The 16760-nt window shown below is 40.8% G+C and carries 14 protein-coding genes and 1 riboswitch; of the genes, 13 read left to right on the top strand and 1 reads right to left on the bottom strand.

Annotated elements, in window-relative coordinates; all coding sequences use genetic code 11:
* Positions 1-9 precede the first annotated feature (9 nt).
* From H9631_RS17445 to H9631_RS17395, 11 genes are all read left to right on the top strand, one after another.
* Positions 10-1491, top strand: a complete 1482-nt coding sequence (locus tag H9631_RS17445; RefSeq protein WP_191815060.1) for an aldehyde dehydrogenase family protein — start codon at positions 10-12, stop codon at positions 1489-1491.
* Between the two features lie 244 nt (positions 1492-1735).
* The gene (locus tag H9631_RS17440; protein WP_191815058.1) at positions 1736-2800 is read left to right on the top strand and encodes a PAS domain-containing sensor histidine kinase; all 1065 of its coding nucleotides are present in this window, start codon (positions 1736-1738) and stop codon (positions 2798-2800) included.
* A gap of 332 nt (positions 2801-3132) precedes the next feature.
* Positions 3133-3486 (top strand): DMT family transporter, encoded by a 354-nt coding sequence (locus tag H9631_RS17435; RefSeq protein WP_191815056.1) that lies wholly within the window; start codon positions 3133-3135, stop codon positions 3484-3486.
* 1 nt (position 3487) lies between these two features.
* The gene (locus tag H9631_RS17430; protein WP_191815054.1) at positions 3488-3802 is read left to right on the top strand and encodes a DMT family transporter; all 315 of its coding nucleotides are present in this window, start codon (positions 3488-3490) and stop codon (positions 3800-3802) included.
* Positions 3803-3819: 17 nt separating this feature from the next.
* The gene (locus tag H9631_RS17425) at positions 3820-4482 is read left to right on the top strand and encodes a DNA alkylation repair protein (RefSeq protein ID WP_191815086.1); all 663 of its coding nucleotides are present in this window, start codon (positions 3820-3822) and stop codon (positions 4480-4482) included.
* A 29-nt stretch (positions 4483-4511) separates the two neighbouring features.
* Entirely contained in the window at positions 4512-5060 is a 549-nt protein-coding gene (locus tag H9631_RS17420; protein ID WP_191815084.1) for a cysteine hydrolase family protein, read from the top strand.
* 18 nt (positions 5061-5078) lie between these two features.
* The gene (locus H9631_RS17415; protein ID WP_191815051.1) at positions 5079-6545 is read left to right on the top strand and encodes a nicotinate phosphoribosyltransferase; all 1467 of its coding nucleotides are present in this window, start codon (positions 5079-5081) and stop codon (positions 6543-6545) included.
* Between the two features lie 28 nt (positions 6546-6573).
* A complete protein-coding gene (gene nadE / locus H9631_RS17410; RefSeq protein ID WP_191815049.1) occupies positions 6574-7398 on the top strand; it encodes an ammonia-dependent NAD(+) synthetase in 825 nt (274 codons plus the stop codon).
* Between the two features lie 223 nt (positions 7399-7621).
* Complete coding sequence (locus H9631_RS17405) at positions 7622-8578, top strand: AAA family ATPase (protein WP_191815047.1); 957 nt, start codon at positions 7622-7624, stop codon at positions 8576-8578.
* A 13-nt stretch (positions 8579-8591) separates the two neighbouring features.
* Positions 8592-9776: a DUF58 domain-containing protein gene (locus tag H9631_RS17400; RefSeq protein WP_191815045.1), complete on the top strand. Its 1185-nt coding sequence runs from the start codon at positions 8592-8594 to the stop codon at positions 9774-9776.
* Positions 9773-11971: a transglutaminase TgpA family protein gene (locus tag H9631_RS17395; RefSeq protein WP_191815043.1), complete on the top strand. Its 2199-nt coding sequence runs from the start codon at positions 9773-9775 to the stop codon at positions 11969-11971. The genes H9631_RS17400 and H9631_RS17395 overlap by 4 nt, the downstream gene beginning before the upstream one ends.
* A 40-nt stretch (positions 11972-12011) precedes the next feature.
* Here H9631_RS17395 and H9631_RS17390 read toward each other — a convergent pair whose 3' ends face one another.
* Positions 12012-12575: a hypothetical protein gene (locus tag H9631_RS17390; protein ID WP_191815041.1), complete on the bottom strand. Its 564-nt coding sequence runs from the start codon at positions 12573-12575 to the stop codon at positions 12012-12014.
* Between the two features lie 336 nt (positions 12576-12911).
* Positions 12912-13013, top strand: a riboswitch (purine riboswitch).
* 218 nt (positions 13014-13231) lie between these two features.
* Here H9631_RS17390 and H9631_RS17385 point away from each other — a divergent pair.
* Positions 13232-14566: an NCS2 family permease gene (locus tag H9631_RS17385; RefSeq protein ID WP_191815039.1), complete on the top strand. Its 1335-nt coding sequence runs from the start codon at positions 13232-13234 to the stop codon at positions 14564-14566.
* A gap of 256 nt (positions 14567-14822) precedes the next feature.
* Positions 14823-16376: a glutamine-hydrolyzing GMP synthase gene (gene guaA, locus H9631_RS17380; RefSeq protein WP_191815037.1), complete on the top strand. Its 1554-nt coding sequence runs from the start codon at positions 14823-14825 to the stop codon at positions 16374-16376.
* Positions 16377-16760 lie beyond the last annotated feature (384 nt).

Raw genomic sequence — 16760 nt, 5'->3', positions numbered from 1 at the left:
GGAAATAACATGCCATTTAACGTTAAAAAAATGTATATCAACGGCGAATGGGTTAACAGTCAAGATAGTCAATCACGTGAAATTTTGAACCCTGCAACCGGAGAGGTTATTGCTGTAGTAGCTGAAGGTACAGTTGAAGATGTCAAACATGCGATTCTCTCAGCTCGGAAAGCGTTTGATAAGGGGCCGTGGAGAAGTTTTAGCGCACAAGATCGGGCAAACCTATTATTGCAAATTTCTAGTCTCATAGACGAACATAAAGAAGAACTGGCTAAACTAGAAACAATGAATAACGGGAAACCTCTCAGAGAGGCGCTTTCCGATGTTGAAACGGCTTCTGATGCCTTTCGTTATTATGCTGGCTTAGTTAGAACTTCATTAGGTGAAACCTTTGATTCAACAATAGATAGCATCGTTATTCATGAGCCGATTGGTGTTTGTACGCAAATTGTCCCGTGGAATTTCCCGCTTCAAATGGCAGCATGGAAACTGGCTCCATGTCTTGCAGCCGGAAATGTGTCTGTATTTAAACCGGCAGAGACTACACCATTGTCCGCGATACGACTTTTTGAACTTATGTCCGGATTAGATATTCCTCCGGGCGTTGTCAATCTGGTTCTTGGAGCTGGAGGAGTAATTGGAAATGAACTCACATCCAATGAGCTTGTGGATAAGGTATCTTTTACGGGCGGTACTGTAACTGGGAAAAAGATTATGGCAAATAGCATTGAAACAATGAAAAAAGTGACGCTGGAGCTTGGTGGAAAATCACCTGTTGTCGTTTTTCCAGATGTTAATATCGACACAACTGTGGAATATGCTTTATTTGGAATTTTCCTGGGAGCAGGGCAAGTATGCTCAGCTGGCTCACGAATTTTAATTCATGAGGATATCTATCCGGAGTTTATAGAAAAGATGACAGCACACGCCAAGCAGATTGTTATCGGAAATGGGCTGGATGAAGGGGTAGAAATGGGCCCTGTGGCATCTGAAGCCCATATGAATAAAGTTCTTGACTGTATTCAAACAGGAGAAAGAGAAGGGGCAACCATAGCAGCTGGCGGAAAGCGGCTGATTGAAGGGGATTATGGTAAAGGCTATTTTATAGAGCCTACTATTTTCACAAATGTTTCTAATAACATGAGTATTGTTCAGGAAGAAATATTTGGTCCGGTTGTTACAGTTCAAACATTTAGCACTGAGGAAGAAGCTGTAAAATTGGCTAACAGTACGAAGTATGGCTTAGCTGGCGCAGTATTCACTGATGATTTTTCTAGGGCCTTAAGAGTCACGAAAAGCATGAAAGCAGGTACTGTTTGGATAAATAAATACCACTCTGTTAATAATCAATTGCCTTGGGGTGGATTTAAACAAAGCGGCTTTGGAAGAGACCTTGGTAAGAACAGTTTACTAGAGTACACTGAAACGAAAGTAATCAATATGAACATTCATTCTTCTACTGCTGGCTTTTATAAAAGTCTAAACAGTTAAGGAAAAATAAGAGCGTAGATTCTTAAGGTTTACGCTCTTTTCCCTTATCTTCGATCATGAAGAAACTGATAGGGACAGAATGGTAGCTATTTTTGTTAAAAAATTACATATTGAAATTAACCATTCAAAAATCTTAACCTTTAAACATCTTTTCTCCCAATACACAAACAATATTTGTTATTTTCTACCTTCCTTTCTGCTAAAATGAACAAATAGGAAGAGCTTCCTGAAAGAAGGGGTCACGATGGTTGCGAAGGAATTCAAAGATAGAAGTAACGATCTAAATGCGGTCGAGCGGATAAATGAAATAATTAGTTTATATGATGTTTTGGATCGGAAAATTTTGTACATTAGTCCATCTGTCCCTATATTTTGGGGAATGGATATAGAAGAAATTATGAAGGATCCCTCCATTATAAGGGAAAGATTGTATCCAGAGGATGTTGAGCGGCTTTTTCAGCTATTCGAGTCCCCCTTAGCATCTCCTGCCGAAATAGAATATCGGGTTAAAGGAGAGGAGAGGTGGCTCAGGACAACGACTATTCCTATTACTGATTCTTCTGGAAACGTATCAAAGATTCTTAATCTTACACGTGAAATCACTCATCGGAGAAAAAACGATGAATATTCAGAAGAGACTAATCAGATGAATTTGTTCAGCCAGATAGCTGCTGGATTTGCCCATGAAATCAGAAATCCGTTGACGACGATTAAAGGTTTCCTGCAGTTGATGTATCAGGATAAATCGAATGTATATCAACAAATGATCATTCAGGAAACGGAGAGAATCGAGTCCATTATTAATGAGTTTTTAATGTTGGCGCAGCCTTATCCAGAGCAGGATTTTATTTTAATTAATTTAAAGGACATTGTGGGCGATATTTTCCTTGCGATCAATTCACAGGCTTTGGAAAGCAATATCAAGGTGTTCATAACGTTTGGAAAGAACCTCCCATCGGTGAATGGCTCACCTGAACAAATCAAGCAAGCTCTTTTGAACTTGATCAAAAATGCGATGCAAGCGATGCCGCTGGGTGGAACAATATTCATTTCAGTAGCTGCGGTGGATGAGGGTGTTTCCATTATGATAAAAGATGAAGGAACAGGAATTTCACCTGAGAAATTAGAGCGTCTTGGCAAGCCATTTTATTCGAACAAAGAGGAAGGATCTGGTCTTGGAATTATGATCAGCCGACAGATCATTAAAAACCATCGGGGGACCGTTACTTTTGAAAGTGAAATCGGAAAAGGGACAATTGTTGAGGTAATCCTTCCTTCAGCAAACGTATCAAATTTACAGGAAAACTAATCGATTGAGTAGCAGGGCTGTTGCTCAATCGATTATTACATTCTCCGTTCTTATTCTTCTCTCCATTCCAGCTCACCCAATCTATATTCTTTCCACTGTCACACACAGCCATATTAGTTCCCGTTTCGCGGAAATCATTTCAGGTGCTTGGCCGCCTCTTTCATGATATCCTCTTTTTGAATGATACTTGTCTAGTCTGTTCCTCCTTCATACATTAATAACCCTTTTATTTCACGATCCTAACTTGATTGTGTATATTGTTCATAACGTAACAAAGCCATGGCTTCTGTGATAATATATGAGTTGGGAGCTAATGATGAAAGGGGAATAAAATGGCCTGGATCTATGTTCTTTGTGCGGCAATCGTCGAAGTGTTCTGGGTAATTGGTCTAAGGTATTCTGAAACAATCTGGGAGTGGCTTGGAACAGTTGTTGCAATCATTTTTAGTTTTTATTTTATTATTAAAGCATGTAAAAGTTTGCCCGCTGGAACGGTATATGCAGTTTTTACGGGTTCTGGGGCAGCGGTCATTGTACTCATTGATTTTATATTTTTCGGAGCTGACTTTTCTTTATCCAAAGTGTGTTTGATTGCTCTTATAATCGTAGGTGTAGTTGGCATTAAAATAACAACAGACGGACAGGAAGAATCGAAGACCAATACTTCTTCAGCGGAGGGAAAATAAAATGGCTTGGTTATTTCTTGTCATTGCAAGCTTTGGAGAAATTTTGGGCGTTATGAGCATTAATATTTACAATGAAAGAAAGTCGTTTTTCTGGCTTTTCATCATGATATTGACCTTTGGGTTCGGCTTTTATTTTTTATCACTGGCAATGAGGGAGATTCAGCTTGGAACCGCGTATGCCATTTGGACCGGATTGGGCGCTGCGGGAGCTGTTTTGATGGGCATTTTGTTTTTTAAGGAGCCTGCGAGTTGGAGGCGTATGCTGTTTCTTTCCTTTATTATAGCAGGAGCGGCAGGCTTGAAAGTCTTGGAATAGATGGGTGATAAAAAATGATCTCTTCATTTTTGAGGCAGATGGAAGAAAATCGTAATCAGGAACATGCTGCAGCTATGAAAAAGTATATGAAAAATCTATTCCCTTTTCTTGGTATAAAGTCGCCGGAGCGCAAAAAGCTGTCGAAGACTTTCATCCAAGAACTTTGTGCAATTGAAGACTTTGAAACGCACGTTTTAAGCTTGTGGGATCTGCCTGAAAGAGAGTATCAATATGTTGCTGTTGATTTTCTTGTGAAAAAGAAAAAACATTTGAATGAAAGTCATCTTGATTTGATTGAAAGTTTAATCATTACAAAATCATGGTGGGATACAGTGGATTTGATTGCCTCGCATCTAGTTGGAACCATCTTTTCAAAAAGTCCGGAGTTTATCCAAAGCAGAGGAAGAGTCTGGATAAACTCCGACAATATCTGGCTCCAAAGATCAATGCTTCTTTTTCAGCTGAAATACAAGGAAAAGACCGACAAGGAATTATTATTCTCTATCATCAGACAGACTAAGCATATCGAAGAATTTTTTATTCAAAAAGCAATTGGCTGGGCTTTGAGGGAATATTCGAAGACAAACCCGGCTGATGTGGTTCGGTTCATAGAATCTCAGAGTTTATCGAATCTGGCGAGAAAAGAAGGTCTAAAGCATATACAGAAAGTCAGTCTGTAACAAATAGGGGAATGGAGGATTCAATCATGATGAAAAAAGCTTTGCTAAATGTCGACTATACATACGATTTTGTAGCAGAAGATGGAAAGCTCACATGTGGGGAGCCGGGACAGGAGATTGAGCAGGAGATTGTTGGTTTAACGAAACAATTTTTGGATGAGGGTAACTTTGTCGTGTTTGCTGTTGATAAGCATATTGAGGGGGACAAGCTGCATCCGGAAACAAAGCTCTTTCCTCCACATAACCTAGAGGGGACATCGGGACGCGATTTTTATGGTGCCTTGAAACATTTGTATGAGCAACATAAAGATGAAGCGAATGTACATTATATGGATAAAACTAGGTACAGCGCTTTTGCGGGGACAGATCTGGAAATTAAATTGCGTGAACGTGGAATAGAAGAAGTGCATATATGTGGTGTCTGCACGGATATCTGTGTGCTGCATACAGCAGTAGATGCCTATAATAAGGGTTTTAAAATCGTGATTTATAAAGCGGCTGTTGCCAGCTTCAATAAAGCGGGGCATGAATGGGCATTGTCCCATTTTGAAAATACACTTGGTGCAGAGGTCGTTTAGTAGAGGAGTGGACAACAAATGAAATATCATCATCCGGATGACAGCTTGATGCTTCATACCGATTTATATCAAATCAATATGGCCAAAACATACTGGCAGGATGGAATACATGAGCGCAAAACAGTGTTCGATTTATATTTCAGAAAGCTGCCGTTTAAAAACGGGTATGCTATATTTGCTGGGCTTGAAAAGGCGATCCATTTTTTAAATGAGTTCCGATTTACGGATAGTGATCTCAAATATTTACGTGAAGAGCTGGAGTACGATAGCGACTTTATCGACTATTTGGCTGACATGCGTTTTACCGGCACAGTCCGTTCGATGCGGGAAGGGGAAATTGTTTTTAACAATGAACCCATTATGCAGATAGAAGCCCCGCTTGCTGAGGCACAACTTATTGAAACGGCGCTTTTAAATATCATCAATTACCAGACTTTGATAGCGACAAAAGCATCCCGTATCAGAGAGATTGTCGGCGATGGAGCTGCACTTGAATTCGGAACAAGACGGGCGCAGGAAATGGACGCAGCTTTATGGGGAACGCGCGCGGCATATATCGGAGGCTTCGATGCAACGAGTAATGTCAGAGCGGGAAAACTCTTCGGAATGCCTGTTGCCGGGACGCATGCCCATTCCCTAGTACAATCTTATAAAGATGATTACACTGCATTCAAAAAATATGCGGAAAGTCACTATAATTGTGTGTTTCTTGTCGATACATACGACACATTGAGATCTGGTGTACCGGCTGCCATTAAAGTGGCAAAAGAAATGGGGGACCGGATCAAGTTTGAAGGGATTAGGCTTGATAGCGGAGATATGGCGTTTTTATCTAAAGAGGCGAGAAAAATGCTTGATGAAGCAGGGTTCCATGACACAAAAATTGTAGCATCAAGCGATCTGGATGAGTATACCATCTTTCACCTGAAGGCGCAGGGGGCAAAAATCGACTCTTGGGGCGTCGGGACTAAGTTGATTACTGCATATGACCAACCTGCACTTGGAGCTGTATATAAAATCGTCGCCATTCAAGACGAACATGGCAACTGGCAGGATACGATCAAAATTTCCGGGAATGCGGAAAAAGTCACGACACCGGGCCGTAAAAAGGTTTATCGGATCATGAATAGGTTGAACCATAAATCAGAAGGTGACTACATTACATTATGGGATGAAAGTCCCCAAGAAGAAAAGAAATTGAAAATGTTCCACCCTGTTCATACATTCATCAGTAAGTTTGTTACAGATTTTGAAGCAAAAAACCTGCTCCATGATATTTTCGTGGATGGTGAAATGGTTTACGAGCTTCCTGAGCTTGAACAGATTAAATCATATACATGTGAAAGCCTCAATGTTTTGTGGGATGAATATCGGCGTATGCTTAATCCGGAGGAATATCCGGTTGACCTTAGCCAGAAGTGCTGGGACAATAAAATGAAAAATATAGCGGCAGTAAGAGAAAAGATTGATCAGTTGAAAAAGTAGATGGGCTCATGAAGGAGGATAACTCATCATGGATTTGCAACAGAAAATCATTGAGGCGTTAAAAGTGAAGCCGGTGATTAATCCAAAACAGGAGATTCGCTTAAGTGTGGATTTTCTTAAAAATTATATAGAAGCGCACCATTTTTTTAACGGTTTTGTCCTTGGCATCTCAGGCGGCCAAGACTCTACGCTTGCAGGCAGGCTTGCTCAAATAGCGATCGATGAATTGAACGAAACACATGGAACGGATAAGTACAAGTTGATCGCTGTCAGACTTCCATATGGGATTCAGAACGATGCAAAAGATGTGGATGATGCCCTTGAATTCATCAAGCCTTCCGTCACGTATGAAGTCAACATTAAGCCGGCGGTGGACGCTAGTGCGGCTTCCCTTGAAAAAGCAGGCATCCACATTTCCGATTTTACTAAAGGAAATGAGAAAGCGCGCGAACGGATGAAAGCACAGTACAGCATTGCCGCTATGAATGGATGTGTTGTATTGGGAACAGATCAGGCAGCTGAAGCCCTAACGGGATTTTTCACCAAATACGGTGACGGTGCATCTGATGTAGTTCCGATTTTTAGGCTAAACAAGAGACAGGGAAGAATGCTTCTTCAAGAATTGGGATGCCCAGAGCATTTATATACAAAAGTTCCAACGGCGGACCTTGAGGATGACCGCCCAATGCTGGCGGACGAAGTGGCTCTTGGTGTGACTTATGACGATATAGACGATTATTTGGAAGGAAAGCAGGTTTCCGAAACGGCAAAGAAGAGAATCGAAGCTTTATACAGGAAATCAGAGCATAAGCGGCATATGCCGATCACAGTGTTCGACGATTTTTGGAAATGATACGGAAGTGAACAGGAATGATTCTTGTTCACTTTCTCTTAACTATCTTGAATTAAATGATAATTTCAATAGTTTTAACTTCATTCAACAGGAATCTCCCACTGCTTTAAATGGCGAAATGAAAGCAACCATTCAGTGGGGGAAAACTCCGGTTGAATAAAGTTAAAGCCTCCGGCGCATTTGAAAGGTTGGTTGAGAAAAAATTGAGCGGCAGGTGAGGAATATGAAGGTCGAAATCACTCAACAGCACATTAAAAAAATTATTCAAAATATCGAAAAGGTCATGATTGGTAAAAGTGAGGTGGCCAGACTTTGCCTGGTAGCTCTATTGGCTGAAGGGCATGTGCTCCTGGAAGATGTTCCGGGCGTGGGCAAGACGATGATGGTCAAAGCTTTATCAAAGTCTGTTAATGCCGAGTTTAAACGAATTCAGTTTACCCCGGATCTTTTGCCTTCAGATGTTCTCGGTGTCTCTATCTACAACCCGAAAGAAATGGAATTCACGTTTCGTCCGGGCCCGATCATGGGTAATATCATTTTGGCAGATGAAATTAACAGAACTTCTCCAAGAACACAGTCTGCCTTGTTGGAGGCAATGGAAGAGCATAGTGTAACTATTGATGGAGTCACTTTGGAAATGGAGAAGCCATTCTTTGTAATGGCCACTCAAAACCCGATTGAGTATGAAGGAACTTATCCGCTTCCTGAAGCACAGTTGGATCGTTTTTTGTTAAAGCTTGAAATGGGCTATCCAAGCGAGGGGGAAGAAGTAGACATGCTGACGTTAAGTCAAAGGACTTCTCCAATTGATCATCTACAGCCAGTGATTTCACTTAATGAGCTAAGGAGTCTTCAGGAGCATGCGAAGGATGTTTTCGTAGAAGAGGCTATGAAACTATATATTGTAGAGCTGGCGAATAAAACCAGGACGGATCCACACGTTCAGCTTGGTGTTTCACCTCGGGCTTCCATTGCTTTGCTGAAAGCATCACAAGCACTGGCGATCATGTCAGGCCGCGATTTTGTCCTTCCAGATGATATTCAATATTTAGTTCCATTTGTTTTTGGTCATCGGCTTATTTTAAGGTCTGAAGCAAAATATCAGGGAATCAAAGCGGGAGATATAATGGAAAACATCCTTTCGAATGTTCATGTACCAGTAAAAAGGGCAGTGAAATAAAATGCCCAGGGGTTTGTCGAAGTGGCTAAAGATAAAAAGGTTTTTTTCTTTTGCTGGTGTTTTGATCCTGCTCGCCGCAGCTTTCGCCTATGCCATGTTTCAAGGTGGATTCGTCAGCTGGTTTTTATTTTACAGTTTCTTGCCATTTGCTTTGTACCTCGTACTCCTTTTCATTTACCCAGTGAACTTCACGGCAGAAAGAACCGTTTCCCCACGAACCTACATTGCAGGTGATGATATTGAAGTGAATGTGACATTGACAAGGAGGTTTCCATTTCCGCTTCTATTTCTTGTAGTCGAAGATGTCAGGCCAGATTCACTTAAGCATAAAGAAATAAAGCAAATGTTCTTTCCGGGATTTAAAAAGAAATTAAAGATGACATATACAATCAGAAAAGTTTCCCGTGGAGAGCACATTTTTCAAAATGTCAGGCTGAAAACGGGAGATGCACTTGGACTCCTGGAAAAAGAAAAATGGATTCCCTGCAAGCAAGCCATATTGGTTTATCCTCCGTATGAAGATATTTCTTACAAATCAATCCGCAATTTGTTCGATCAGGGAGGCATCGTCTCGCCCTTATCAAGCCATGATCCTTCTTTGGTAGCGGGAATTCGGGAATATGAGCCAGGAGATCGCTTTTCTTGGATCGATTGGAAGGCGTCCGCAAGATCAAATGAAATGATGACAAAGGAATTTGATAGGAGAGAATCTGATGATTTCCTGATTGTTTTAGATACAATGCCTACAAAAACATTCGAATTTTTAGTAAAGTTCGCTGCATCAGTTGCAAGAGCAATCATTAGGAACGGTGGGAAAATCGGGATTTTACTGGGTGGAAAAGAAAGCTTGTTCATACCTCCAAGCACTGGAGAGGGCCAGCTGCAAGCTATATTTTACCAACTGGCAAAAGTAAGTGAAGATCGATTGCCATCTGAGGAAAATCTTTTTGAAAATCAGAAAATTGTCAGGAAATCCGCTGTTATTCTAATCATTACCTCTAAATTGACGAAGAAAATGATTGATATGTCAGAGCGTTTACCTGGAAATAATAATCAGATCATCTTTTTTTACATAAAGGGGGAGGGAGAGTCAACGGAGAAAATGGAGCTAAAAGCCGCAGCAGTCAGAAAAGGATTGATCATCCAGTCAATTGAACATGACTTACAAATGGCTTTTGCGGGGGTGAAACAGGCATGATGCGCGAGCACAAAATGTTTTCACTCATCCTTTATGTCCTCGGGTTCTTACTGCTTTGGGAGTGGCTTTTGCCGCTTGAGCAGGTGACAAAAACAAGTGAAGTTCAATATTTTATTATCTTTGTAGTTGCTTCTTTACTCCTGAATTTCTTTCATGCTCCTTGGTATATCACATGGCCGCTAAAAACAGCCTTTATCTTGTTTGCACTATATGCCATATTTTCCGAAGATATGGGAGGAGTTCTATGGTTATCCCAGTTTATTGGGGAAATCAAGGTGAATACCGCGATGATTTTCTCGCGAGAATGGCTTGACCTTTCTCCATTATATAGAAGTCTGCTCTTTTTCCTGCTACTTTGGCAAATCACGTATTTGCTCAGATATTGGCTAATGATTAAAAGGAAAATCTTTGTTTTTTATTTCATGACCATTTTTTATATCGCGCTACTGGATACATTTACTCAATATAACGGTGATCATGCAATTGTTCGAATTGTGATCATCGGATTCATTCTATTGGGCTTGCTCTTTTTTAAAAGAGTGCTTGAATCGGAGAAAATGAACGGCCAACATTTGCTGCTGAGACGTTGGGTGATTCCGCTAGCTTCTATGATTGGCTTTGGCGTGGTGATCGGTTATCTGTCACCTAAAGCTGCCCCAATTTGGCCCGATCCCGTTCCTTTTATTGAGTCGAAGGCTGAAAATATGGGAAGGAGCGGGATTTCAAGAATTGGATATGGGGTAGACGATTCACAGCTGGGTGGCCCCTTCCTCAGTGATGATCGGCTCATTTTTACAGTCGCCACTCCAACAAGACAATATTGGAAGATTGAAACTAAAGATACTTATACTGGAAAAGGATGGATTGCTTCCAATCAAACTGCTAATGAAGCGGAGGAGATTCCATATGGCGAGGAACGGCTTCTTGACGACATTGGATCTAACAGCAACAAGATACAGGAAGCGATGTTCAACTTTGAAGTCAGCTATTCACATGTTGTTAGGCCCTATGGTTTTTTATCCATAGAGGGAGAAACATCAGGGTTTCTGCGTTATGATCCGCGTTTGGACAAGCTGACTTCTTACAGCAGTGATTTGAATGAGGTACGTTTACCTAGCTATACAATTAAATACAAACCACCATCATATAGCATGCAGGAATTGAAAAGAACGAAAGGTATTCTTGGTGGAGCAGATTTTTCAAAACTTCAAGAGCAGTATACCCAATTGCCGGAAGAACTTCCGGAGCGGGTTCATAGATTGGCTCTAGAACTTACGGGCGAATATGATAATTGGTACGATAAGGCACTGGCGATAGAAAATCATTTTCAGACAGGCGAATTTTCATATGATCAAACTCGGGTAGCAGTTCCAAAAGATGGTCAGGACTATGTTGATCAATTTCTATTCGATACCAAGAGGGGATATTGTGATAATTTTTCAACGTCCATGGTTGTCATGCTGCGATCGTTGGACATCCCCGCAAGATGGGTAAAAGGATATGCTCCTGGTCAATATAAAGGAGCTTCCGGCGATGGTAACCGGATTTACGAAATAACGAACAATGAAGCTCATTCATGGGTTGAAATGTTTTTTCCATCATTGGGATGGGTTCCGTTTGAGCCGACCAAAGGCTTTAACAATCCTACCAACATCGTGCAGGATGAACAGACAGGCTCGACTTCAGAGGCCGGACTTGAAGAAAAATCTTCAGAGACTGAAGATAAGCAGCTAGTTGAAAAGGAAGCGGAAGAAAAGGAAAATCCAGACAAAGCGAATGAAAAAGACGCAAAAGCGGGCAACTTCTATTATCAGCAATGGGCTATCGTTGGGTTTGCTGTCATTTTGATTGTTCTATTAGCTTGTGTGTTCATATTCAGCCGGAATTATTGGATTCCACGCTTTTGGATACGGACATATAGAATTAAGAAGGAAGAGGAAGATTTTACGCGTGCATACGGAATATTGCTTAAAAGGTTGGGGAGTGTTGGATTAAAGAGACCTCCGGGACAGACGCTACGCAGTTATGCCGATGATGTTGACCGTCACTTTAACACTACTGATATGAGCCAGTTGACGAAACGCTATGAGGAACTGACTTACAGTAGAAATGAAGACTCGTCACACTGGGACTATAGCAAAGAGCTATGGGAGAATTTAATGAAGAAGACGATGAATAGAATGAAAAAAGAATAGATAGGTCGAACGAAAAATTTGTGGTTATTCCGGAGCGAATCTAAACATGTGTGACAGTAATGTCGCGCTTCGGACAGTATCTTCGTATTTTAGCCAGTAATGCTGAATTTCGGACAGTATCTTCGTAATCTGGCCAGTAACGCTGAGCTTCGGACAGTATCTTCGCAATCTGGCCAGTAATGCTGAATTTCGGATAGTATCTTCGCAATCTGAACAGTAACGCTGAGTTTCGGACAGTATCTTCGCAATCTGGCCAGTAATGCTGAATTTCGGAAGTATCTTCGTAATCTGGACAGTAACGCTGAGTTTCGGACAGTATCTTCATAATCTGGACAGTAACGCTGAGTTTCGGATAGTATCTTCGCAATCTGGCCAGTAATGCTGAATTTCGGACAGTATCTTCGTAATCTGGACAGTAATGCAGAATTTCGGAAGTATCTTCGCAATCTGGCCAGTAATGCAGAATTTCGGACAGTATCTTCGCAATCTGGCCAGTAATGCAGAATTTCGGACAGTATCTTCGTAATCTGGCCAGTAATGCTGAATTTCGGATAGTATCTTCGCAATCTGGCCAGTAATGCAGAATTTCGGATAGTATCTTCATAAACTGGCCAGTAATGCAGAATTTCGGACAGTATCTTCGCAACCTGGCCAGTAATGCAGAATTTCGGACAGTATCTTCGTAAACTGGACAGTAATGCAGAATTTCGGATAGTATCTTCATAAACTGGACGGTAACGTCGAACTACGGACGGTACTGTCCTATTCTATATAGTTTTAACGAAAAATCTTTGATTGATTACGGAACTAAATCTAATCTTATGTAGCAATTCCATGAGGTGCTTTAAGTTAACTGATAATAGATGGGATGACATCGCAAAGCATCTTGCATAAGTGATAAAATATTGACGGGCTGTTCCAATCTTGATAAAGTAAAGTCAACAGAATTTTGTCGTTTTATCGTATAATCGCGGGAATATGGCCCGCAAGTTCCTACCAGGCTGCCGTAAATAGCTTGACTACGAGATATGTCGGGGATTTTTCTTTTACTGTCATATAAATCCCTTATTATTGTAAATTAATCTCAGTCAACGCCTTAAGTCGTAGTTGCTTAGGCGTTTTTCTGTGTTCTGATAGAGGGGGGCCGCTAACAAGTTGGAATGAAGCTGGTTTCACAGTCTTGGAATTATAAAAAGCTATTTAATGAGAAAGATTATATTATGGGGTTTGACAATCAACCTCATTTTGGAGGAAAAATAATTGAAGAATTATTTTAGGTTCGATGAATTAGGTACAAATTACCGCAGGGAGACGATTGGCGGAATCACAACGTTTTTATCTATGGCTTATATCTTGATTTTAAATCCAATCACACTATCTCTTGAAACCGTAAAAGATCTTCCAGATGCTTTGAGGATGGACCATGGGGCAGTTTTCGTCGCAACTGCTTTGGCAGCTGCTCTTGGTACACTTCTAATGGGTCTCATTGCAAAGTATCCGATTGCTCTAGCCCCAGGAATGGGATTAAATGCGTTCTTTGCCTATACAGTTATTTTAACTATGGGGATTCCGTGGCAAACGGCTTTAACCGGTGTCCTATTTTCTGGAATCATATTTATATGCCTAACATTAACTGGTATCCGGGAGAAACTGATTAATTCAATTCCTCCGGAATTAAAAATCGCAGTTGGCTCCGGGATTGGGCTGTTTATCACCTTTGTTGGATTACAAAACGCAGGCCTGATTGTGAATGATGATGCCGTTCTTGTCGGCCTTGGAAACTTGAAAGATGGAAATGTCCTCTTGGCAGTTGTTGGAATTGCTATTACGGTGATTTTAATGACGCGTGGTGTCAAAGGCGGGATTTTCTTCGGGATTTTAATTACCGGAATCATTGGGATGATAGCAGGTGTTGTTCCTAAACCGGATGCAATTGTTGGTTCTGTCCCAAGCATTGCTCCTACATTTGGCGTCGCTCTAGAACCAATTTTTAACACACCAGGTGAAGTATTTACACTTCAAATGCTTGTTGTTGTATTGACCTTCTTATTTGTTGATTTCTTTGATACAGCAGGTACGCTTGTAGCTGTTGCGCAGCAAGCTGGATTGATGAAAGGAAATGTGCTTCCGCGTGCTGGTAAGGCTCTATTGGCTGACTCTACAGCAACTGTGGCAGGTGCTATTTTGGGAACCTCCACAACAACCTCGTATGTTGAATCAACAGCTGGAGTGGCTGCAGGTGCAAGGACAGGTTTTGCTAATATCGTTACAGCAATTTTATTTTTATTATCTTTGTTTTTCTACCCATTATTGGGTGTTATTACTGCATCTGTCACAGCACCGGCGCTGATTATCGTCGGGGTATTAATGGTGTCAAGTATTGGTGGAATTGATTGGAAGAGATTTGAAATAGCTGTCCCAGCATTTTTTACAATAGTTTCCATGCCATTGACATATTCCATTGCTACTGGTATCGGGATAGGCTTTATCTTTTATCCAATTACAATGATCGTTAAAGGAAAAGCGAAAGAAATTCATCCAATTATGTATTTCTTTTTCGTGATTTTCGTTCTTTATTTCATATTTATAAAATAATATTGACTGCAGCTTGCAGAATAAGGTTTCACTATCTGCAAGCTTTTTTGAATGAAGCATCAGTGATTTAATGGAAAATTAAATCATCATGACAACAGGTTGACCATGAAGAAAAACGAGTATAAAATGAAAAAAATTGACAATCATATGAACCGTTCTTGGTAGAACACGACGGTTGGAAATCATGATATGATGAGTGGAGAAGGACTCTGTCGAATGATTGCAAGGACGGAGTTTAGATATGGAGGGTGCCTACATGCCAGGAAAAACAGAACTGCAAAATCAAGAAATGATTATGGTATTGGACTTTGGAAGTCAATATAATCAGTTGATTACTCGAAGAATCCGCGAATTTGGTGTTTACAGTGAGCTTCATCCTCACACCATCACCATTGAAGAGATTGAAGCTATTAAACCGGCGGGGATTATTTTATCCGGTGGACCGAATAGTGTGTATGGAGAAAATGCTTTTCGTGCTGATGAGAAAATCTTCGATTTAGGAATTCCTATTCTTGGGATCTGCTACGGAATGCAACTTATGACGATGCATTTTGGGGGCATTGTCGAGAGAGCGAAGGGAAGAGAATATGGAAAAGCTTCTATTGAAGTAAGAGAAGGGGCTCCCCTTTTCAAAGGCCTTCCTACGGAGCAAGTGGCATGGATGAGCCATGGAGATCTGGTCAAACAAGTGCCTGAAGGTTTTGTTGTGGATGCTGTTAGTGCTTCCTGCCCGATTGCTGCAATCAGTAATGAAGAGAAAAAGTTTTTCGGAGTTCAATTCCATCCGGAAGTCCAACACACACAATATGGCAATGAACTGTTGAAAAACTTTGTTTTTGATGTGTGCGGTGCTAAAGGCGAGTGGACAATGGGCAGTTTCATTGATGTTGAAATGGAAAAAATCCGTCAAGAAGTCGGAGACAAGAAAGTTTTATGTGCACTAAGCGGCGGTGTAGATTCTTCTGTTGTAGCGGTTCTTATTCACAAAGCAATCGGTGATCAGTTGACTTGTATTTTTGTCGATCATGGTTTACTTAGGAAAGGCGAAGCCGACAGCGTCATGAAAACATTCCGTGAAGGCTTCCACATGAATGTCATCAAAGTAGATGCGAAAGACCGCTTTTTATCTAAATTAGAGGGTGTGTCTGATCCAGAGAAAAAAAGAAAGATCATCGGAAACGAATTTATTTACGTTTTTGATGATGAAGCGGCAAAACTGGAAGGCATTGATTTCTTGGCTCAAGGAACCCTTTATACGGATATTATTGAAAGTGGAACAGCGACTGCACAAACCATTAAGTCCCACCATAATGTTGGCGGATTGCCGGAAGATATGGAATTTAAATTAATAGAACCATTAAATACATTATTTAAGGATGAAGTAAGAGCACTTGGTACAGAACTGGGAATCCCTGATGAAATCGTATGGCGTCAGCCATTCCCGGGGCCTGGTCTTGGAATCAGGGTTCTTGGAGAAATTACAGACGATAAGCTCGAAATCGTTCGAGAATCCGATTATATTTTACGTGAAGAGATAAAAAAGGCTGGCCTTGATAGAGAAATCTGGCAATACTTCACAGTGCTGCCTGACATTCGAAGCGTCGGAGTAATGGGTGATGCTCGCACATATGATCACACCATTGGAATCAGAGCTGTTACTTCCATTGACGGAATGACTTCCGATTGGGCACGCATACCGTGGGAAGTTCTTGAAACCATTTCTAGACGGATCGTTAATGAAGTGGAGCATGTCAACAGAGTGGTATACGATATTACAAGTAAGCCGCCTGCGACGATTGAGTGGGAGTAATTCACTAAGAGCATTTGAAGTGAAAACGTTGATTTGACTGCATTTTGATGGTATGTAAAATGGATAAAACAATTAAAAATGAATAGGTTCTCCGCCAAAATTCCGCCAGAGGGAATGGAGAAAAATGAGGGATATTGTGTAAAAGCAGTATCTCTTTTTTTATTTTTTATTTATTTTGAAGTCACTATTTATCAGGGTTTCTTCGCGCACCATTATTAACTGGTGAGATAAAGCATTTAAAGTTTGATTAAGACATCTAAGCGTTCTTGAAATATTATTTCCGCCGGAAGAACAGTATTTAATTGTGGGTAAATTAGGTGGGAAGAAAGCGATAATATAACTATGAATTAAACCATTTTTTCAAAAAAATTGACGGAAATGGTA

Source organism: Bacillus norwichensis (genome assembly GCF_014836955.1).
Lineage (GTDB): Bacteria > Bacillota > Bacilli > Bacillales > Bacillaceae_C > Siminovitchia > Siminovitchia norwichensis.
This window is presented reverse-complemented; position numbering and strand designations above follow the sequence as displayed.